The organism is Pseudomonas sp. JV414 (genome assembly GCF_032424305.1).
GTDB classification, from domain to species: Bacteria; Pseudomonadota; Gammaproteobacteria; order Pseudomonadales; family Pseudomonadaceae; genus Aquipseudomonas; species Aquipseudomonas lini.
Genome location: NZ_VYKC01000001.1, coordinates 166,063 through 186,246 on the forward strand (window position 1 = coordinate 166,063; position 20,184 = coordinate 186,246).

Consider the following 20,184-nt stretch of genomic DNA (forward strand, 5'->3'; position numbering starts at 1 on the left):
AATCCATAAAAAGCCAGTAAAAACAGATGGTTGTAATTGATTTGAGATGGCGTTTGTCGTGCAACCTGCATGAATATCCATTGCTGTTCAGTGCAGGTTGACCGAAGGAATGGTTTCGCCAAGGAAACCGTCAGACGTCCTTCTGATTGCGCCGCTCATAACGGGCCAGCATCGGTTGAGTACTGATGCCATGGGCCAGAATACTGAGCGCCACCACCGACAATGTCAGGTCGGTGCACAGCGTCGCCGCCGCCGGACCGAGGTCATGGTTCAAGGCGTAGAACAGGTAATAAAAGCTCCCGATCCCGCGAATCCCGAACCAGCCGATCAACAGCCGCTGGCGACCGTCCAGCAAGCGCCCCCACGGCATGAGCCATACACACAAGGGGCGAATGGCACAGAACAACACCAGTGCAACCACCAACGCTCGCCAATCCCAATGGCCCACCAGCACCACGCCCAGCAGGGTGACCAGAAACACTTCCATGGCGCGTTCCACCAGACTGCCGAATGCCAGCATGTCGCCCATCATGATGCCCGCCGCGACTTGGGTTTCTGCCAAGTTCGTCACGTCGCCGTGGACGGCAGCCGCAGGTTCGACGTTCTGGTGGCCGACCACCGGTTGCACCAGATGCTCGGCGGGGATCCGCGCGTCGCCGGTGGATTTGACTTCGGCCTGCCGCAACCCGAGGCCGGCGGCGAATACCGACAAAAAGCCGTAGGCATGTATCTCCTCGGCCGCGACATAAGCGAGGGCGATCAGGGCCAGGGTCAGATAATCGTTGGGAGAAATTGTGCTGTCGGCATTGCGGATGCGCATCGACAAGGTCAAGCGACCGATGCCATGGCCCATCCAGTAACCGATGAACAAACCGGCAGGCACGGCCCACAGCACACTTTTCAATGCCCACTCACCGAGCCAGGCGTCGCTATTGCCGCTCTGTTGCACAAACAACAAACCGAGGATCACGAAGGGGAAGGCGATGCCGTCGTTGAGCCCCGCCTCACCGGTGAGCCCGAAACGCACAGAATCGTAATCCCTGGCGTCGTTGACCTGTACCAGCGAGGCCAGTACCGGATCGGTGGGGGCCAGAATCGCCCCGATCAGCAGCGACGGCCCCCAGGCCAGGGCAAAACCGTAATGCAGTAGCAGGCAGACGCCAATGATGGTCAAGATCATCACCGGTCCTGCCAGGCCGAACGCCACCCGCCATCGAAGATCCTTCAGCGGCAGGCGCAATTTGAGTCCGCAGACAAACAGCGAAAAGAGCACCGCGACTTCCGTCAGGTGCTCCATCCAGATCGCCGCGTCCTTGATGTCCAGCTTCAGCAAGCCCAGGACCGCCGGACCGATCGCCACGCCCAGTGCCAGGCACACCGCCGAGGTGGTCACCGGCATCCAGCGCAGATAGGACGAGGTCAGTGCCAGGGTCAGCAGCACCGCCCCCAACACCGCCACCCATACAATGAAGCTCATGCCCGGTTCTCGGAGGTGTGCCGTAGACCGTCGAAGGATCGCGGGCTCAGGACAGTCAAACGCCGGTCACGCGTAAGTACTCAGGTCTCAGATAGTTGGACCAGAGCAAAATCATTTCCACCAGGATGGTCACCAGCACCAACAATCCGACACCCCATAGGCTCGCCGCATTCAGCAGGCCTTGCTCCCTGCGTTCGTGCATGAAAATCGGCAAGCCGACGAACAGCAGGAACGTCGAATAGATAGAGGCGGCCCCCAGCACCGTGATCGCCAGCCAGCGGCTGGGGTACAGCCCGGCGATACCCGCGAGAAAAAACGGGGTCACGGTATAGGCGGCAAAACCGATGCACTGATTGACGTTGGGGCGTGAGTCGAATGTTCGCGACATCCAGCGGATGAACAGCCCCATCAGCACCACGCCGACAATGATGCTCAGGTACAGCAGCCCGCAGAGTTGCAGGGCGCTGGTGGTGGTGAGCCTGACCGTTTCGTTCTCGACCAGGCTCCAGCCGACGTAGGTGGTCCCGATGAACAGACATACGGCGGGAATCAAGGCGAGCAATAGCAAATGAGCGAGGTAATGGCGCGGATGCGCTTCCTCTTCCTTGCGAATATCTGTCCAGACGAAATTGGGCTGAGTGAACAGCCTGACGAAAGGTGCGGACATGACGACCTCCAGATAGCAAGCGGCCCGGCATAGGGGCCCCTAAAAGTATTGAGGTGCATCCATCGCCGGGGGTTCATTTTTTATCGGGGGCATGGGCGGTCTGCCCGAGGGAATGTTTGCCAGCGTCGAAGGTCAACCGAGCAGTTCCTCTTGCCTGGATGCCTTGTCATGAACGTCAGCCAAACCGTCGTCGAATATTTGCGCCAACACGACCTGCGACTGACGACTGCCGAGTCCTGTACCGCCGGAAAGATCGTGACCTTGCTGGCCGAAGTGCCGGGCAGCGGGGACCTGATCGAGAGCGGTTACGTGGTCTATTCTTCCGAAGCAAAGCAACGATTACTTAACGTCAGCCCCCATACGATCGAAACCTTCAACCTGACCAGTTGTGAAGTCGCTCGCGAAATGGCCTTGGGCGCCTTGCTCGACAGCACCGCCAACGTCGCCGTGGCCACCACCGGTATCCTGGGGCCAGAGGATGTAGACGGGATTCCGGCAGGCACCGTCTGTTTTGCCTGGGCCTACCAGACTGAGCAAGGAAAGTGTGTATTCACTCAACAGCATCGCTTTTACGGATCCCGCAGCAAGGTCCAGTTATTGGCCGCAGAACATGCCTTGAAGCGGATCTCGTTTTTTCATAAACGTGCGCTAGCTGGTGAATATGAGCGGTGAAAAGATCAGGTAAATCAATGAAAGACGAATCTCGCCGCACCGAATACCACAGCCGCGACTTTCCGGTGCGCGAAGACATGGCGTATCAGGTCAAGGTCTGGCGATTCGAGCGCTGGGGCTGGTACGTGATGGTACTGCTGGTGGTGCTGGCCTTGCTCGGCTTGTTTTCGCGTGGCCCGCTCAGCTCCCGGGACGTTCACGGCAGCGATGGCAAGGTACGGGTGGAGTACGAAATGTTCCACCGTCATGGCTCGACCAATCCGATGAAGGTCAGTGTGATCGGCCGGCCGGATGCCACGGTTGAGCTGGAACTGACCGGAAAACTGTTGGAGGGCTTCGAAATCGAAACCCTGCAACCAGAGCCTGTGCGTGCACTCAGTGGCGAGCAGGGCATGAAACTGTGGGTACAAACGGACGCGCAAGGGCAGGCCAGTCTTTACCTGACCTTGCGTGGCGAGGGGCTGGGTCTGTTCCGCAGCCATATCGCCTCGCCCGGTGCGGCCTCGGTCAAGGTGGATCAATTCATTTTCCCTTAGGTGACTTATGGATTCGGTATTGCGCGCGGCCGTGATGTACCTGGCGTTGATGGTGCTGTTCAAGATCGCCGGTCGGCGCTCGCTGGCCGAACTGACGACGTTTGATTTCGTGCTGCTGATGATCATCGGCGAGGCGACCCAACAAGCGTTGCTGGGCAATGATTTTTCCCTGACCAATTCCATACTGGTGATCATCACGCTGATTGCCATTGACGTCGGGCTTTCACTGCTCAAACAGCGCTCGCAATGGGTGCAGCGGCTGATCGATGGCGGACCGACGATCATTGTCGAAAACGGCAAACTTCTGCACAAACGCCTGCGCCATGCGCGACTGGTGGAAGCAGATGTCATGGAGGCTGCGCGTTCGAGCCAGGGCATTGAAACCCTTGAGCAGATCAAATTCGCCATCATCGAGCGCAATGGCAAGATTTCGGTGATTGCTCAAGAGCCCTGACTTAAGCGAATGAACCGCTTTTCGTAGGAGCCAGGCTTGCCGGCGAAGGCGTCCTTAAGAGCGCCTTCGCCGGCAAGCCTGGCTCCTACAGGGGCCGAACGCAGGCCACGCTAGTAGCTTCAGAGCATCGGCTTGCCGCCCGTGACGCCATACCGTTGCCCGGTGATGTAGCTGGCTTCATCCGAGGCCAGCAGCACATAGATCGGCGCGACTTCCACCGGTTGACCGGGACGGCCGAGCGGGGTTTGCGATCCGAAGTTTTGCACGTCTTCCTCGGGCATGGTCGAGACGATCAGCGGCGTCCAGATCGGCCCCGGTGCCACGCTGTTCACCCGGATGTTCTTTGGTCCCAGCATCTGTGCCAGGCCGGCGGAAAAGTTGGCAATTGCGCCTTTAGTGGTCGCGTAGGCCAGCAATGTCGGCTTGGGCATGTCGGAGTTGACCGAACTGGTGTTGATGATCGAACTGCCGGGCTTCATGTGTTTCAGCGCGGCCTGACAAAGCCTGAACATGGCCGTGACGTTGACATCGAAGGTCATCACCCATTCTTCGTCCGGGATGTCCTCGATGTTTTCGTGGGTCATCTGGAACGCGGCGTTGTTGACCAGAATGTCGATCCGGCCAAAGCGCTCGACCGTTTTGTCCACCAGCGCCTGGCAGTGCGCTTTTTGCGCCACATCGCCAGGCAGCAGCAGGCATTGACGACCGGCCTGTTCGACCCAGCGCGCGGTTTCCTGCGCGTCTTCAGTTTCATTCAAGTAGGCAACCACCACATCCGCGCCTTCCCGGGCGAATGCAATCGCCACCGCACGGCCGATGCCGCTGTCGCCCCCAGTGATCAGGGCAATCTTGCCCTCCAGCCGACCCGAACCTTTGTAGCTCTGCTCGCCACAATCGGGGTAAGGGTCCATTTTCGTTTGAACACCGGGGACTGGCTGGCTTTGTTTCGGGAAGGGTGGTTTTGGATAGTCAGTCATCGGGAAATCTCCTCTGTTCAAGGCAAAAGACTCAAGCGCCACAAGCACTCGTTGAGGGTTGACCCCGGTCTTTTGTCTTGAGTTCGGTTGGACTTCCGACGGGTTTAGCGCAAGAGGAGAGTTCGCTGTTCCTGCATACACTCAACTCATGAGTTAGGCTCAATGCGATGCAAGAAACTCGATGAGGAGTTGCTCATGAATACTCAATCGCTCGTTGCACTGGCACTATCGTTGGCATGTCTCGCAGGCTGTGAAAGCAAATACGAAGTGAATGAGAAAAATTGCGAGCCGAAAAACTTCATGAAGCTGCCGGACGATCAGAAGCGGGAAGCCTTCATCAAGGCTTGCATGGAGCGCATAACGCCTTGAACGGGATTCGATACTGCGCCTATCGCCCATAAAAAACCCGATGCACAGGCATCGGGTTTTCGGTATCAACCTGGGGCGTCAGGCCTGGCGGTTACGCAAACTACGCTCCATCCGCACGATCCCTTCCTCCAGCAGCGCTCGCGGGCAGCCGAAGTTCAAGCGCACGAACTGCTGGGCGTTATCGCCAAAATCCAGCCCTGCGCTCAGCCCGACCTTGGCCTGCTCGAGGAAGAATTGCTGCGGGTCATCCAGCCCCAGCGCCGTGCAGTCGAGCCACGCCAGGTAAGTGCCCTGAGGGATGTTCATGGTCACACCCGGCAACCGCGTGCGAACCGCTTCCACCAGATAATCCCGATTGCTTTGCAGATAGGCCATGAGCTCGGTCAGCCACGGGCCGCCTTCGCGGTAGGCGACGCGGGTGGCTTCCAGGCCCAGCGGGTTGACGCTGTCGACCATGCCGCAGCGGGCGTTGTTGACCCGATGGCGCAGTGTCGCGTCCTGGATGATCATGAACGCCGTCTTCAAACCGGCGATGTTGTAGGCCTTGCTCGCCGACATCAGGGTGATGGTGCGCTTGGCGATTTCTGGGCTGAGCGAGGCGGTCGGAATGTGTACGCGGCCGTCGAAGCACAACTCGGAATGGATCTCGTCGGAGATGATCCAGGCGTCCTGCTCCAGGCAAATGTCGGCGACCGCTTGCAGTTCCTCACGCGGGAAGACCTTGCCCAGCGGGTTATGCGGGTTGCTCAGCAGCAGCGCGCCGCCCCCTTGCAGCGCCTCGCGCAAGGCATCGAGCGGCGTCGCATACGTACCATCAGTCAACGCGTCGAAGTCCAGTTCGACTTTGTTCAGCTGCCAGTGGCTCGGTGCATGGCGCAGCGGCGGGTAGTTTGGCGTTTGCACGACCACGTTCTGCTGCGGCTGAACCAGCGCATGCAGGGCCATGTTGAAACCCGACTCGATACCCGGCAGGAATACCAGCTCCTGAGGTTGCACACGCCAGGCGTACTTGCGCCACAGGTCGGCGACGATGGCGTCACGCAAGTCATCCTGCGCCACGCTGTAACCGAGCATCGGGTGTTCCAGGCGTTGTTGCAGCGCCTGAATGATCGCTGGCGGCGCGGCAAAGTCCATGTCGGCGACCCACATCGGCAACACGTCGGCCGGGTAGCGGCTCCACTTGGTACTGCCGGTGCCATGGCGGTCGAACACCTGATCAAAATCGAAAGTCATGCTCAGTCTCATAAAAGGCAGGGGGGTTAATCCGGCGGCCATGATAAGCGCCAACCTTGATCGCTGGCGAATTGCGCAACAGAGAATGACCGGCAAGCCGCCGACGGTCGGTTTTCAGACGGCGCACGGCAACATTGTCTAAAGTTCTAATTGGCGGTAGTTCCGTTGCCGTCACCGTGATCGTCCAGAAAAACCCGGCCAACGCACAGTGCCAGTCAGTTAAGCAAAACCTTGTGGGAGCGAACTGTGGCGAGGGGGCTTGCCCCCGTTGGGTCGCGAAGCGGCCCCGGCGTTTCAAAGTCAAACCGCATGTAATGGGTTTACGACTGCTTCGCAGCCGAACGGGGGCAAGCCCCCTCGCCACAAAAGCCTCGCTCCCACAGGTTCCGTGTCTTGATTGACTGGCCAACGCACCGGGTTTCCACCTGATCAGGAGTGCACGATGGACCTCAACCGTCGTCAGTTCTTCAAGGTCGCTGGTCTCGGCCTTGCGGGCTCAAGCCTCGGCGCGCTGGGCATGGCCCCGACGCCCGCTTTCGCCGAACAAGTGCGTCATTTCAAGCTCGCCCATACCCATGAAACCCGCAACACCTGCCCGTACTGCTCGGTCGGGTGCGGCTTGATCATGTACAGCCAGGGCGACAACGCGAAGAATGTCGCCCAGAGCATCATCCACATCGAAGGCGATGCCGACCACCCGGTCAATCGCGGCACCCTCTGCCCCAAAGGCGCAGGCCTGCTCGATTTCATTCACAGCCCCAGCCGTCTTCAGTATCCGCAGGTGCGCAAGCCTGGCACCACGGAATGGGCGCGAATCTCCTGGGATGAAGCGCTGGATCGCATCGCCGACCTGATGAAGGCCGACCGCGACGCCCACTTCATCGAGAAGAACGCCCAGGGGCAAACGGTGAATCGCTGGCTGACCACCGGTTTCCTCGCGGCGTCGGCGTCGTCCAACGAAGCGGGTTACATCACCCACAAGGTGATTCGCAGTCTCGGCATGCTGGGGTTCGATAACCAGGCACGTGTCTGACATGGCCCGACGGTGGCAAGTCTTGCCCCGACGTATGGCCGTGGTGCCATGACCAACCACTGGACCGATATCGCCAACGCGAATCTGGTTCTGGTGATGGGTGGTAATGCCGCGGAAGCGCACCCTTGCGGTTTCAAATGGGTGACTGAAGCCAAAGCCCACAACAAGGCGCGGCTGATTGTGGTCGACCCGCGTTTCACCCGTACGGCCTCGGTGGCCGATTATTACGCACCGATCCGCACCGGCACCGACATTGCCTTCATGGGCGGGCTGATCAATTACCTGCTGACCGAAGACAAGATCCAGCACGAATATGTACGCGCCTATACGGACGTGTCGTTCATCGTCAAGGCCAACTACGGCTTCGAGGACGGCTTGTTCAGCGGTTACGACGCGAGCAAGCGCACCTACACTGACAAGTCCGGCTGGGGCTACGAAATCGGCGAGGACGGTTTCGCCAAAGTCGACCCGACCTTGCAAGACCCACGCTGCGTCTATCAATTAATGAAGCAGCATTACAGCCGCTACACCCTGGAGCTGGCCAGTCAGGTTTGCGGCATGCCCGTGGACGCGATGCAGAAAATCTGGGAAGAGATCGCCACCTGCTCGCAACCGGGCAAAACCATGACGATTCTCTACGCGCTGGGCTGGACCCAGCACTCGACCGGGTCGCAGATGATCCGCAGCGCGGCCATGGTGCAACTGCTGCTGGGCAACGTCGGCATGCCGGGCGGGGGCGTCAACGCCCTGCGCGGGCACTCCAACATCCAGGGCCTGACCGACCTGGGCTTGCTGTCCAACCTGCTGCCCGGTTACCTGACCCTGCCGGCCGAGACTGAACAGGATTACAACGCCTACATCGCCAAGCGCGCACTCAAGCCGCTGCGTCCGGGGCAAATGTCTTACTGGCAGAACTACGGCAAGTTTCACGTCAGCCTGATGAAAGCCTGGTACGGCGCCAATGCCACCGTCGAGAATAACTGGGGCTACGACTGGCTGCCGAAGCTGGACATTCCCGGCTACGACATCCTGAAAATGTTCGACATGATGGGCAAGGGCGAGGTCAATGGCTACATGTGCCAGGGCTTCAACCCGATCGCCGCTTTGCCGGACAAGAACCGTGTAATGAAGGCGCTGGCCAAACTCAAATGGCTGGTGGTGATGGACCCACTGGCTACCGAAACCTCGGAGTTCTGGCGCAACGCCGGGCCTTACAACGATGTGCAAACGGCCGAGATCCAGACCGAAGTCATCCGTCTGCCCACCACCTGTTTCGCCGAAGAAAACGGTTCGCTGGTCAACAGCGGTCGCTGGCTGCAATGGCACTGGAAGGGGGCCGATGGCCCGGGGCAGGCGCGCACGGACGTGAAGATCATGGCCGAGCTGTTCTTGCGCCTGCGCAAGCGTTACCAGGCCAATGGCGGTGCCTGGGCCGAGCCGATCCTCAAGCTCGACTGGCCCTACAAGATACCCGATGACCCGACACCGGAAGAGCTGGCCCGGGAATTCAACGGTTACGCCGTCGCCGATGTCACTGACGCCTCGGGCGCGGTGATCAAGACCGGTCAGCAACTGTCCGGCTTCGGCCAACTCAAGGACGATGGCAGCACGGCGTCCGGGTGCTGGATCTTCTGCGGCAGCTGGACCGAGCAGGGCAACCTGATGGCCCGGCGTGACAACAGCGACCCGTTCGGCATGAAGCAGAACCTGGGCTGGGCCTGGGCCTGGCCGATGAACCGACGGATCCTTTACAACCGCGCCTCTTGCGACCCTCAAGGCAAACCGTGGGACCCGAACAAGCGGCTGGTGTGGTGGAACGGCAAGGTCTGGACCGGCACCGACGTGCCCGACTACAAGGCCGATGCACCGCCGGAAGCCGGAATGAACCCGTTCATCATGAACCCCGAAGGCGTGGCGCGTTTCTTCGCCCTCGACAAGATGAACGAAGGGCCGTTCCCGGAACACTATGAGCCGTTCGAGACGCCCATTGGCATCAACCCGATGCACCCCAACAACAAGCAGGCGACCAGCAACCCGGCCGGACGGATCTTCGATTCAGTCTGGGACACCCTCGGGCAGGCCAAGGACTTCCCTTATGCGGCGACCAGCTACCGGCTGACCGAACACTTCCACTTCTGGACCAAGCATTGCCCGATCAACGCCGTGACCCAGCCTGAGCAGTTTGTCGAAATCGGCGAGGTGCTGGCCAAGGAGAAAGGCATTGCTGCCGGTGACCGGGTGCGGGTCAGCTCCAAGCGCGGGCATATCGAAGCGGTGGCGGTGGTGACCAAGCGGATTCGTCCGCTGCAGGTCAACAATCAGGTGGTGCACCAGATCGGTATCCCGTTGCACTGGGGCTTCACCGGCGCCACCCGTCACGGTTACCTGACCAACACCCTGGTGCCGTTCCTCGGCGATGGCAACACACAGACCCCGGAATCCAAGTCATTCCTGGTCAACGTGGAGAAAGTCTAAATGGCCAGCCAAGACATCATCGCCCGTTCGGCCACCACCACCGTGCCGCCTTCGGTGCGCACGCAAGAGGAAGTGGCCAAGCTGATCGACACCACCAAGTGCATCGGCTGCAAGGCCTGCCAGGTCGCCTGCTCGGAATGGAACGAGCTACGCGACGATGTCGGTCACAACCTAGGCACTTACGACAACCCTCAAGACCTCAGCGCAGACACCTGGACCTTGATGCGCTTCACCGAGCATGAAACCGACGCCGGTAACCTCGAATGGCTGATTCGCAAGGACGGCTGCATGCACTGCGCCGAGCCAGGCTGCCTGGCGGCGTGCCCGAGCCCGGGGGCGATCATCAAACACGCCAACGGCATCGTCGACTTCGATCAGGACCATTGCATCGGCTGCGGGTATTGCATCACCGGTTGCCCATTCAACATTCCGCGCATCTCGCAAAAGGATCACAAGGCTTATAAATGCACGCTGTGCTCGGACCGGGTGGCGGTGGGGCTGGAGCCGGCCTGCGTGAAAACCTGCCCGACCGGCGCCATCGTTTTCGGCACTAAGGAAGACATGAAAGAACACGCTGCCGAACGTATCGTCGACCTCAAGAGTCGCGGTTTCGAAAACGCCGGTTTGTATGACCCCGCAGGCGTCGGCGGCACCCACGTCATGTATGTGCTGCACCATGCCGACACGCCCAGGTTGTATGCCGGGTTGCCGGATCACCCGGCGATCAGTCCGCTGGTGGACCTGTGGAAAGGCCTGAGCAAACCCCTGGCGTTGCTGGCCATGGGCGCGGCGGTGCTGGCCGGATTCTTCCATTACGTGCGCGTTGGGCCGCAGTTGGTTGAGGAAGACGAACACCCAGTTACCGTCGACCCTGCGGTGCATGAGTTCGATCCATCGGTGCACACCTTTGATCCGACGAAACCCGGCGGGGAGGACAGGCCATGAACGACAAACCGATCCTGCGCTACACCTCCAACCAGCGCACCAATCACTGGCTGGTGGCGATTGTGTTTCTCATGGCCGCGCTGTCGGGGCTCGCCTTGTTCCATCCGGGATTGTTCTGGCTCAGCAACCTGTTTGGCGGCGGTTCGTGGACGCGCATTCTGCATCCGTACATGGGCCTGGCGATGTTTGTGCTGTTCCTCGGCCTGGTGTTCAGTTTCTGGCGGGCGAATTACTTCAGCGCCAACGACCGGTTGTGGCTCCGGCGCGTCGGGACTGTCATGCGTAACGAGGAGGAGGGCGTGCCGCCGATCGGCAAGTACAACCCGGCGCAGAAGCTGCTGTTCTGGGTGTTGCTGATCTGCATGCTGGTGCTGTTGTTCAGCGGGCTGGTGATCTGGCGCGCCTGGTTCAGCGCGTACTTCGGCATCACCGGTATTCGCTGGGCGATGCTACTGCATGCGTTGGCGGGGTTCGTTCTGGTGCTGAGCATCATCGTCCATGTCTATGCCGCGATCTGGATTCGCGGTTCGGTCCACGCCATGGTGCATGGTGGCGTCAGCCGTGCCTGGGCGAGGAAACACCATGAACTCTGGTACCGGGAAGTGACCCGAGACGAGACGCCTGAGCGACCGATCACCAAAAAAGGATGACCCCTTGGCCACGATCCTCGAGCCTGGGCAGATAGAAGCGGCGGCGAGTTCACCGCCGTTTCTGTACCTGCCACCGAACAACCTGTTCACCTTGCGTGCGCTGCGTCTGGAACGCCTGGCCGACGGGCATCCCATGGCAGACTATCTGCGCTTGATCGCGGGTCTGTGCCACGTTCAGCAGAAATTGATGGACGATCTGCCCGTGGCCGCCATGCCCGATCCCGAACGTCTTCGGGTGTGCGTGGAACATGGCTTGCCACCGTTCGCCGCCGACAGTCTGGTGCGCGAAAATGTTTGGCTACCCTTTCTCGAAGCCTTGTTGCAACGCTATCAGCCACCGCCGCAAACGGCGGTAGAAAACGCCGTGGCGACGTTGCGCAGTGCCAACCCGGGGCTGCTCAAAGCGTGGGCGATTGCCTTGGTCAGTGGCCAGTATTCAATGCTGCCGGCAGAACTGGTGCCGTTCCTCGGTGCAGCGCTGCAAGCGGCCTGGAGTCATTGGCTGTTGAGCACGCCTGATCTTGAACTCAAGCGCGGTGACAGTCTTAGTCAATGCCCGGCCTGCGGTTCGCCGGCGATGGCCGGAGTGATTCGTCATCGCGGCAAATACAACGGTTTACGTTATCTGGTGTGCTCGTTATGTGCCTGCGAATGGCATGCGGTGCGGGTCAAGTGCGTGTATTGCGAACAGAGCAAGGGGCTTCAATACGTCAGTTTCGAGGATGACCGTCATGCCGCCAATCAGGCACCGTTGCGGGCGGAAGTCTGTCCCGGCTGCAACAGCTACCTGAAACTGATCTACCTGGAAAACGACGCTGAAGCCGAAGCGCTCTCGGCGGACTTGGCCAGCCTGATGCTGGATATGCGCCTGGAGGAGGAGGGTTACCAGCGCCTATCGCCCAATTTGATGTTGGCACCAGGGGCATAGGTTTCTACGCGGGGCTTGGGGCTTTGTGTTGGGAGTACATATCCATTTCTGCGGTAAGGGCCGCTTAGGGTTCCGCCCTGACGGCGGGTCCCACGCATTTCCCTGTAGGAGCTGTCGAGCGAAGCGAGGCTGCGATCTTTTGATGTTGCCGTTGCTGTCGGAGTTGGCTTGCCTGCGAAGGGTGGTCTGATCGCCGACCTGTTTCTTGCAGATGTACACCGATCAAATTGTGGGAGCTGGCTTGCCTGCGATGGCGGCCTGATAGCCGACTGGGATTTTGATGGTGTACATATCCGTTTCTGCGGTAACGCCAACTGGCGGTTTCGCTTTTACAGCGAGTCCCTTTTCCAAACGCCGAAAAGGAACCAAAAGGCTTTGCCCCTCCATTCGGTGCCTCGCCTAGGCTCGGCATGCCATAACGAAGGCATTGCTCCGGGGGCCCGCCGCCATCGGCCATCCATGGCCGGGGGCGGCTACCGCGGCATCCTTGCCGCGGTGCCCCCTACGCAAAGCCTGCGTTCGGCCTCTGGGAAAGGGGCAACAGATCAAAATCAAAAGCCAAAGCAACAGCAACAGCAAGATCAACAGCATCGCGAGCAGGCTCGCTCCCACAGGAGGAGCGGGTATATACAAAATCTGTGTACGACACAAATCCTGTGGGAGCGGGCTTGCCCGCGATAGCGGTGGGTCAGTCAATGTGATGTTGAATGTGCCGCCGCCATCGCAGGCAAGCCAGCTCCCACAAAAAATCAGAGTACATCCGCTCTGCCTTTCACCACTCAACAGGCCGAGCGTTAGCTCGCCTGCAGCTCTTGATCTTGAGGCACCGCCAGCGGCCGTTACCGCAGCAACGGATATGCACACCATCAAAATCGGAAAGATACCCACGCACCGGAGGCGACTGAGCTTGCCCCCTTGGGCAGTGAGCTCAGCGACTACACTCAGACGCGACGGTCATTCGCTTCCGGGAGCCTCTGATGTCCGCAACCTCCGCCAGCCAAGCCTTGCGGCTGCCCTCTATCGACAGCTTGCTGCGCCATCCTGCCTGTCAGGCGTTGGCCGAGCGTTATGGGCGTGACGCGCTGCTGGCCGGCCTGCGGCAACTGCTCGATGATCTGCGCGAGCCGGTGCTCAAGGGTGAACTCGATGCCGTTGAAATAGCCCCCGACGTCTTGGCGGGCAGGGTGGGTGAGCGTCTGGCGATCCAGCATCGCAGCCAGGTCCGTCGGGTGTTCAATCTCACCGGCACGGTGCTGCACACCAACCTCGGGCGCGCGTTGTTGCCGGAGTCGGCTATCGAAGCCGTTCAGCTCGCCGCCCGCTATCCGCTCAATCTGGAATTCGACCTGCACAGCGGCAAGCGCGGCGACCGCGATGACTTGATCGAAGGGTTGATCCGCGAGCTGACCGGCGCCGAAGCGGTGACCGTGGTTAACAACAATGCCGCCGCCGTGTTGCTGACGCTCAACAGTTTGGGCGCGCGCAAGGAAGGCATCATTTCCCGTAGTGAACTGATCGAAATCGGCGGCGCCTTCCGCATTCCCGACATCATGGCCCGCGCCGGGGTCAAGCTGCACGAAGTGGGCACCACCAACCGCACCCATGCCCGCGATTACGAGGCCGCCATCGGTCCGCGCAGTGGCCTGGTGATGCGCGTACATGCGAGCAATTACTCGATTGAAGGCTTCACCGCCCGGGTGCCGACGGCTGAATTGGCGGAACTGGCTCACCGTCACGGATTGCCGCTGCTGGAAGACCTCGGCAGCGGCAGTCTGTTGGACCTGACTCGCTGGGGCTTGCCCGCCGAACCGACGGTGCGTCAGGCACTGATTGATGGTGCGGACATCGTCACTTTCAGCGGCGACAAATTGCTCGGCGGCCCCCAGGCCGGGTTGATAGTCGGCCGCAAAGACCTGATCGCGAAGATCAAGAAAAACCCGCTCAAGCGTGCACTGCGGGTCGACAAACTGACCCTGGCCGCCCTCGAAGCCGTGTTGGCGCTGTACCGCGATCCTGATCGGCTGGCCGAGCGTCTGCCGAGTCTGCGCCTGCTGACCCGCCCCCAAGCCGACATTCATGCCCAGGCCGAACGCCTGCAACCGTCACTGGCGCAGGTACTGGGCGATGGCTGGAGCGTCAGCGCGGTGCCGGCGCTGGGCATGATCGGCAGCGGCAGCCAGCCGGTGGCGCGACTGCCCAGCGCTGCGTTATGTCTGCGGCCCAACGTTTCCAAACGTCTGCGCGGTCGGCGATTGCTCGGGCTGGAGGCAGCGTTTCGTCGGCTGCCGATTCCCGTGCTCGGTCGCATCGATGACGACGCATTGTGGCTGGACCTGCGCCAACTCGACGACGAAACCGCGTGGTTGGCGCAACTCGATCAGCTGGCGCAATTCGATCAACTGCAGGAGGAGGGCCGGGACGGGTGATTGTCGGTACGGCGGGGCATATTGATCACGGCAAGACCTCCTTGCTCCAGGCATTGACCGGCCAGGCCGGCGACCGTCGCCGGGAAGAACGCGAACGCGGCATGACCATCGACCTCGGCTACCTCTACGCGGCGCTGGAGCCGGGCGCCGCACTGACCGGTTTCATCGACGTGCCCGGTCATGAGCGCTTCACCCACAACATGCTGGCCGGCGCTCAGGGTATTGATCTGGTGTTGTTGGTAGTGGCGGCCGATGACGGTGTCATGCCGCAGACCCGCGAACATTTGGCGATTGTCGAGTTGCTGGGCATCCCTCGGGCACTGATTGCAATCACCAAATGCGACCGCTTCGACCCTGCTCGTGTGCAAGCCGTCCGGGAACAGATCGAAGCATTGCTGGCGCCCGGGCCTTATGCCGACGCGCCGCAAATCGCGCTGTCGAGTGTGACCGGTGAGGGTATCGAGACACTGCGTCAGGCCTTGCTTGGTGCGCAACATGAGGTGCTTCAACGTAGCGCCAGCGGCGGTTTTCGTCTGGCGATTGATCGGGCTTTCAGCGTGACCGGCGCCGGTATCGTGGTGACCGGCACCGCGTTATCCGGCCAGGTGGCCGTGGGCGATACGCTGATGTTGAGTCCGCTGGGCAAACCGGTACGGGTGCGCGGCCTGCATGCGCAGAATCAGGCGGCTGACAGCGCAACGGCCGGGCAACGAGTTGCGCTGAACCTGAGTGCCGACCGTTTGGCCCTGGAGCAGATTCACCGGGGCCACTGGCTGTTGGCCGAATGGCTGCATGCGCCAACCCAGCGTCTGGATATCGAGATGACCTTGTTGGCCAGCGAGGTGCGAAGCTTCGAGCACTTTCAGCCAGTGCACGTGCATCTCGGTACTCAGGACGTGACCGGGCGAGTGGCTTTGCTGGAAAGCGCCAGCCTGGCACCGGGCGAGCAGATGTTCGCGCAACTGCTAGTGAACGCGCCGGTGCTGGCGGTGAAGGGCGACCGTTTGATCCTGCGTGACCAAAGTGCTCAACGCACCCTGGGCGGTGGCCGGGTGCTCGACCCGTTCGCCCCGGCCCGACACCGCCGCAGCCCCGAACGATTGGCCCAGCTACAAACGCTGGCCACCACGAACAGCCTGGAAGACGCACTGCCTGCGCTGCTGGCCAACAGCGACACCGGGCTCGATCCGCAGCGTCTGGAGCGTCAGTTCAATCGTCCGCGCGATAGCTGGACGTTGCCCGATGACGTGCGTTTGATCGAGACGCGGCAGGGACCGTTACTGTTCAGCGCTGCCCGCTGGGAAGCCCTGAAAGCACCGCTGCTGGAACACCTCGCACGCTTTCATCAACTCGAACCGGATCAAATGGGACCGGACAGGGATCGCCTGCGTCGCTTCGCCGGCACCGCGCTGGACCGACCAACCTTTATCAGTCTGCTCGACGAATTGCTGGCCAGTGGGGCCATTGTCGCCAGCGGCCCTTGGCTGCACTTGCCCGATCACCAAGTGCGTTTGAGCGAGGATGACGAAACCCTGTGGCAACATTTGCAGCCGCTGTTCGAACAGGCGGGTTTCGATCCGCCGTGGGTGCGTGATCTGGCTAAAGCGACGGGGCATGAAGAGGCCGCGGTGCGCCTGCTGCTGCGCAAGATGGCGCGGCTGGGGATTGTGCATCAAGTGGTTCGTGACTTGTTTTTTACCGAGACACTGGTGCGCCGATTGGCGGCTATGCTGGTGCAACTGGCAAGCGATGACCCGGTGATTCAGGTCGCCGCATTTCGCGATGCCGTGGGCCTGGGGCGCAAACGCAGCATTCAGATTCTTGAGTACTTCGACCGGATCGGCCTGACCCGACGTTTTGGCGATCGGCGCCATATCCGGCTCGACAATGCACTGGCCCAACAAACAGAAGACTGAGTTCAAGGAAGGCAATCGCGCCCGGTGGCGCGGCCGGGCTTCAAACCCGGTTGGGGACGGCATCCGTTCCCGGGCAGGTTCGACTCCGGCTGCCTTCCGCCATTTAGATATAGGCAATGCAATCCCTGTGGGAGCGGGCTTGCTCGCGAAGACGGCGGCACAGTCAACATTGATGTCGCCTGACACACCGCTTTCGCGAGCAAGCCCGCTCCCACAGGTTCCGCATTCATAGCTGACTGGTTTAGGAACCCCATTGAAAACACACCAACAAACACAACTATGACCTACGCTTATTCCCAGACGCATGTTCAACGAACAGGGGCTCTTCCCTGATCGAAAACAACAAGAACAGCTATCCGGAGACGACTCATGTTTGCATTGGCCCGTCGATTCAGCAGCAACCTCGCCGTTTTAGTTACCGCCGCCGCGCTCGCATCACCGGTTTTTGCGCTGGACACCGTCAAGTTCATGGCCCCGGGCTCGGTCGGTGGTGGTTATGACCAGACCGCACGCGTCTTGGGCAAAGCCATGGTCGAGGCCAAAACGGCAAAGTCCGTCACCTTTGAGAACAAGGGCGGCGCGGGCGGCACCCTGGGGTTGGCGCAATTTGCCAACGGCACCAAGGGCGACCCGAATGCTTTGATCGTGGTCGGCGCGATCATGGTCGCGGCCATCGAGCAGAACAAACCGCAAATCACCTTGAAGGACGTGACGCCGATCGCCCGGCTGTTCACCGAATACAACGTGATTGCCGTGCGTGACGACTCCCCGTACAAAACCCTGGACGACTTGATCAAAGACTTCAAAGCCAACCCGTCCAGCATCAAGTTTGGTGGCGGCTCCAAGGGGTCGATCGATCACATTGGCATCGCCGAACTGGCGAGCAAAATGGACGTCCCCGTCAATAAGGTGAATTACGTCGCCTTCGCGGGTGGCGGCGAAGTCGTTGCCGCAACGCTGGGTGGCCACATCACGGTAATCACCGGCGGCTACGCCGAGCTGGCCAAATACGTGCAATCCAAGCAGTTCCGCTTACTCGCCATCGGCGCGCCCAGCCGCGTTGAAGGCATCGATGCACCGACTCTCAAAGAAAGTGGCTATGACGTGACAATCGGCAACTGGCGTGGCGTTTACGGCGCGGCGGGCCTGACGCCTGAACAGCGCAAAGAACTGACCGAAGCCGTCCTGACCGCGACCAAAAGCACTGTCTGGCAAGAAAACGTAAAAACCAATGCATGGTCACCAAGCATTCTGACCGGGGATGACTTCGGCAAATTCGTCGAAGAAGAACATGGGCGCCTGCGCGCGATGCTGGTCAAGGTCGGGCTGCTTTGAGATGGCCGGGCGCTGGAGAGTCATGCCGGCCCAACTGGCGATTGGTTTAGGTATCGTCGCCATCAGCGCGGTATTGGCGTTCGGCGCCTCGCGATTTCCTGCCGAGATGGGCTTCGTCATCATGGCGGCCTACGTCTATCCCTACGCCGTCGCGGCGTTTCTGGGCGTCGTCGGTCTGTTGATGTGCTATCAGGCGCTCACCGGTGGTTTTCGCAACCTTTCCGACGATCACGAGACTACCCAGGCTCAGCCCGGCGGCAAGCTCGGCGCAACCTGGGTCACGGCGGGGCTGGTGGGCGTCGCCTTGCTCATTTCCTACATCGGTTTCGTATTGGCCGCCTCATTGCTGTTTGCCTGTTCGGCAAGGGGTTTTGGCAGTCGCAGCCCGGTGCGGGACCTAGCCATAGGCATCGCGTTGACGCTGCCGATTTACTGGCTTTTCACCGCCGGGCTAGGGGGTTCCCTTCCGCCCCTGGTCAACGCCTGGATCTGATCCGGGCCGAAGGAGGTCGACAAGGTGGACATTCTCTCGAGTCTGGCAACCGGCTTCGGTGCCGCGTTGGCGCCGATCAATCTGATGTGGGGTTTTATTGGCTGTCTGCTGGGCACCGCGATCGGTGTTTTGCCGGGAATCGGCCCGGCGCTGACCGTCGCCTTGCTGCTGCCGATTACCGCCAAGGTCGATCCTACCGGCGCGCTGATCATGTTTGCCGGTATCTATTACGGCGCTCAGTTTGGCGGCTCCACCACCTCGATTCTGCTCAACACGCCCGGGGAGTCGTCCTCCATGGTCACGGCCCTGGAAGGCAACCTCATGGCCCGCAACGGACGGGCAGGCCCGGCGTTGGCGACAGCGGCGATAGGTTCATTTGTGGCCGGCACCATCGCGACAATTTTGCTGACCTTGTTCGCCCCCCTTGTTGCGACGTTGGCGCTGAAGTTCGGGCCGGCGGAGTATTTCGCGATTCTGGTACTGGCCTTCACCACGGTGTCGGCGGTGCTCGGTGCGTCGATGCTGCGCGGCTTCGCCTCGTTGGGCATCGGGCTGACCATCGGCTTGATCGGCTTGGACTCGACCTCGGGCATTGCCCGCTACACCATGGAGGTGCCCGAACTGGTCGATGGCATCGAAGTGGTACTCGTCGCGGTGGGATTGTTTGCCGTCGGTGAAGCCTTGTACAGCGTGCTTTACCAAAAGGAAGAAACGTCCGCCCGACACCGTTTGACCTCGTTATGGATGACCCGGGCCGACTGGAAACGCTCGGTTCCCGCCTGGTTACGGGGAACTCTGATCGGTTTTCCCTTTGGCTCGATTCCGGCCGGTGGCGCGGAAATTCCGACGTTCCTGTCTTATTCGACTGAACGAAAACTCAGCAAGTACCCGAAAGAGTTCGCGGCCAGCAAAGGCGAGGGCGCCATCGAGGGTGTCGCCGGGCCGGAGGCGGCCAACAACGCCAGCGCCACCGGTTCGCTGGTGCCGTTGCTGACCCTGGGCATACCGACCTCCGCCACGGCGGCGATCCTGTTGGCCGCGTTCCAGAACTACAACCTGCAACCGGGGCCGCTGTTGTTCCAGACTTCGGGCGAACTGGTCTGGACGCTGGTGGCTTCGCTGTACATCGGCAACGCCATCCTGCTGGTGTTGAACCTGCCGTTGGTGGGGCTGTGGGTCAAACTCTTGCAGATTCCACGACCGTACCTGAACGCCGGCATTCTGGTGTTCGCCACCATCGGCGTGTACGGCATGCGCCACTCAACCTTCGACCTGTTTCTGATGCTGGCCATCGGCTGGGCCGGGGTGTTGATGCGGCGTTTTGATTTCCCCGTCGCCCCGGTGATCGTCGGCATGCTGCTGGGTCCGATGGCGGAAAAACAACTGCGCAACGCCCTGTCCATCAGCCAGGGCGACTGGATGATATTTGTGACGCAACCGATTGCGGCGTCGGTCCTGGTGCTGACGCTGTTGGTGCTGCTGGTTCCGTATTTGCTGCATAAGCGCGGCATCAAATTGCATGAGGATGATTGAGCGCTTCGCGAGCTGGTTTGATGATGCTTTGCCCTGGGAGCATGGCTCAAGAATCCCCATGTAGA

Annotated in this window: 17 protein-coding genes and 1 tRNA gene; 14 read left to right on the forward strand and 4 right to left on the reverse strand. The window is 60.7% G+C overall.

All coding sequences use genetic code 11. The features are described from left to right. Positions 1-130 precede the first annotated feature (130 nt). Positions 131-1,477, reverse strand: coding sequence for a cation:proton antiporter (locus tag F6R97_RS00715; protein WP_038983334.1), 1,347 nt, complete (start codon positions 1,475-1,477; stop codon positions 131-133). A 55-nt stretch (positions 1,478-1,532) separates the two neighbouring features. Further along, on the reverse strand, positions 1,533-2,144 hold the full coding sequence (locus F6R97_RS00720; protein ID WP_038983333.1) for a Yip1 family protein: 612 nt from the start codon (positions 2,142-2,144) through the stop codon (positions 1,533-1,535). 168 nt (positions 2,145-2,312) lie between these two features. Between F6R97_RS00720 and F6R97_RS00725 the strand changes: the two genes are divergently transcribed. The 3 genes from F6R97_RS00725 to F6R97_RS00735 are packed head-to-tail and all read left to right on the forward strand — an operon-like array spanning position 2,313 to position 3,806. After that, positions 2,313-2,816 carry a CinA family protein gene (locus tag F6R97_RS00725; protein ID WP_038983332.1) on the forward strand — a complete coding sequence of 168 codons (504 nt, stop codon included), beginning with the start codon at positions 2,313-2,315 and terminating at the stop codon, positions 2,814-2,816. A 17-nt stretch (positions 2,817-2,833) separates the two neighbouring features. Beyond that, positions 2,834-3,352 (forward strand): hypothetical protein, encoded by a 519-nt coding sequence (locus tag F6R97_RS00730; protein WP_048393449.1) that lies wholly within the window; start codon positions 2,834-2,836, stop codon positions 3,350-3,352. Positions 3,353-3,359: 7 nt separating this feature from the next. Continuing rightward, on the forward strand, positions 3,360-3,806 hold the full coding sequence (locus tag F6R97_RS00735) for a DUF421 domain-containing protein (protein ID WP_038983330.1): 447 nt from the start codon (positions 3,360-3,362) through the stop codon (positions 3,804-3,806). A 119-nt stretch (positions 3,807-3,925) separates the two neighbouring features. Here the strand turns inward: F6R97_RS00735 and F6R97_RS00740 are convergent, their stop codons facing one another. Continuing rightward, the gene (locus F6R97_RS00740) at positions 3,926-4,783 is read right to left on the reverse strand and encodes an SDR family oxidoreductase (protein ID WP_038983329.1); all 858 of its coding nucleotides are present in this window, start codon (positions 4,781-4,783) and stop codon (positions 3,926-3,928) included. A 195-nt stretch (positions 4,784-4,978) separates the two neighbouring features. Between F6R97_RS00740 and trbK the strand changes: the two genes are divergently transcribed. Further along, a complete protein-coding gene (gene trbK, locus F6R97_RS00745; protein ID WP_080772170.1) occupies positions 4,979-5,152 on the forward strand; it encodes an entry exclusion lipoprotein TrbK in 174 nt (57 codons plus the stop codon). A 78-nt stretch (positions 5,153-5,230) separates the two neighbouring features. Here trbK and F6R97_RS00750 read toward each other — a convergent pair whose 3' ends face one another. Further along, on the reverse strand, positions 5,231-6,385 hold the full coding sequence (locus F6R97_RS00750; RefSeq protein ID WP_315865823.1) for a PatB family C-S lyase: 1,155 nt from the start codon (positions 6,383-6,385) through the stop codon (positions 5,231-5,233). A gap of 442 nt (positions 6,386-6,827) precedes the next feature. Between F6R97_RS00750 and fdnG the strand changes: the two genes are divergently transcribed. The 10 genes from fdnG (at position 6,828) to F6R97_RS00805 (ending at position 20,119) form a co-directional block, all read left to right on the forward strand. Beyond that, complete coding sequence (fdnG, locus tag F6R97_RS00755; protein WP_315865824.1) at positions 6,828-9,893, forward strand: formate dehydrogenase-N subunit alpha; 3,066 nt, start codon at positions 6,828-6,830, stop codon at positions 9,891-9,893. Next, the gene (gene fdxH, locus F6R97_RS00760) at positions 9,894-10,838 is read left to right on the forward strand and encodes a formate dehydrogenase subunit beta (protein WP_315865825.1); all 945 of its coding nucleotides are present in this window, start codon (positions 9,894-9,896) and stop codon (positions 10,836-10,838) included. It abuts the gene before it with no gap. Further along, positions 10,835-11,488: a formate dehydrogenase subunit gamma gene (locus F6R97_RS00765; RefSeq protein WP_038983323.1), complete on the forward strand. Its 654-nt coding sequence runs from the start codon at positions 10,835-10,837 to the stop codon at positions 11,486-11,488. Before fdxH ends, F6R97_RS00765 begins: the two co-directional genes overlap by 4 nt. Before the next feature lie 4 nt (positions 11,489-11,492). Further along, positions 11,493-12,416, forward strand: coding sequence for a formate dehydrogenase accessory protein FdhE (gene fdhE / locus F6R97_RS00770; protein WP_315865826.1), 924 nt, complete (start codon positions 11,493-11,495; stop codon positions 12,414-12,416). Positions 12,417-13,393: 977 nt separating this feature from the next. Next, positions 13,394-14,842, forward strand: a complete 1,449-nt coding sequence (gene selA, locus F6R97_RS00775) for an L-seryl-tRNA(Sec) selenium transferase (protein WP_315865827.1) — start codon at positions 13,394-13,396, stop codon at positions 14,840-14,842. Then, a complete protein-coding gene (gene selB, locus F6R97_RS00780) occupies positions 14,839-16,758 on the forward strand; it encodes a selenocysteine-specific translation elongation factor (protein WP_315865828.1) in 1,920 nt (639 codons plus the stop codon). The genes selA and selB overlap by 4 nt, the downstream gene beginning before the upstream one ends. Positions 16,759-16,764: 6 nt before the next feature. Continuing rightward, positions 16,765-16,860 (forward strand) — tRNA-Sec (locus F6R97_RS00785). A gap of 267 nt (positions 16,861-17,127) precedes the next feature. After that, complete coding sequence (locus F6R97_RS00795; RefSeq protein WP_038983319.1) at positions 17,128-18,093, forward strand: tripartite tricarboxylate transporter substrate binding protein; 966 nt, start codon at positions 17,128-17,130, stop codon at positions 18,091-18,093. Position 18,094: 1 nt separating this feature from the next. After that, positions 18,095-18,586, forward strand: coding sequence for a tripartite tricarboxylate transporter TctB family protein (locus F6R97_RS00800; RefSeq protein ID WP_315865829.1), 492 nt, complete (start codon positions 18,095-18,097; stop codon positions 18,584-18,586). A 24-nt stretch (positions 18,587-18,610) separates the two neighbouring features. Beyond that, positions 18,611-20,119, forward strand: coding sequence for a tripartite tricarboxylate transporter permease (locus tag F6R97_RS00805; protein ID WP_038983317.1), 1,509 nt, complete (start codon positions 18,611-18,613; stop codon positions 20,117-20,119). Positions 20,120-20,184: the final 65 nt, after the last annotated feature.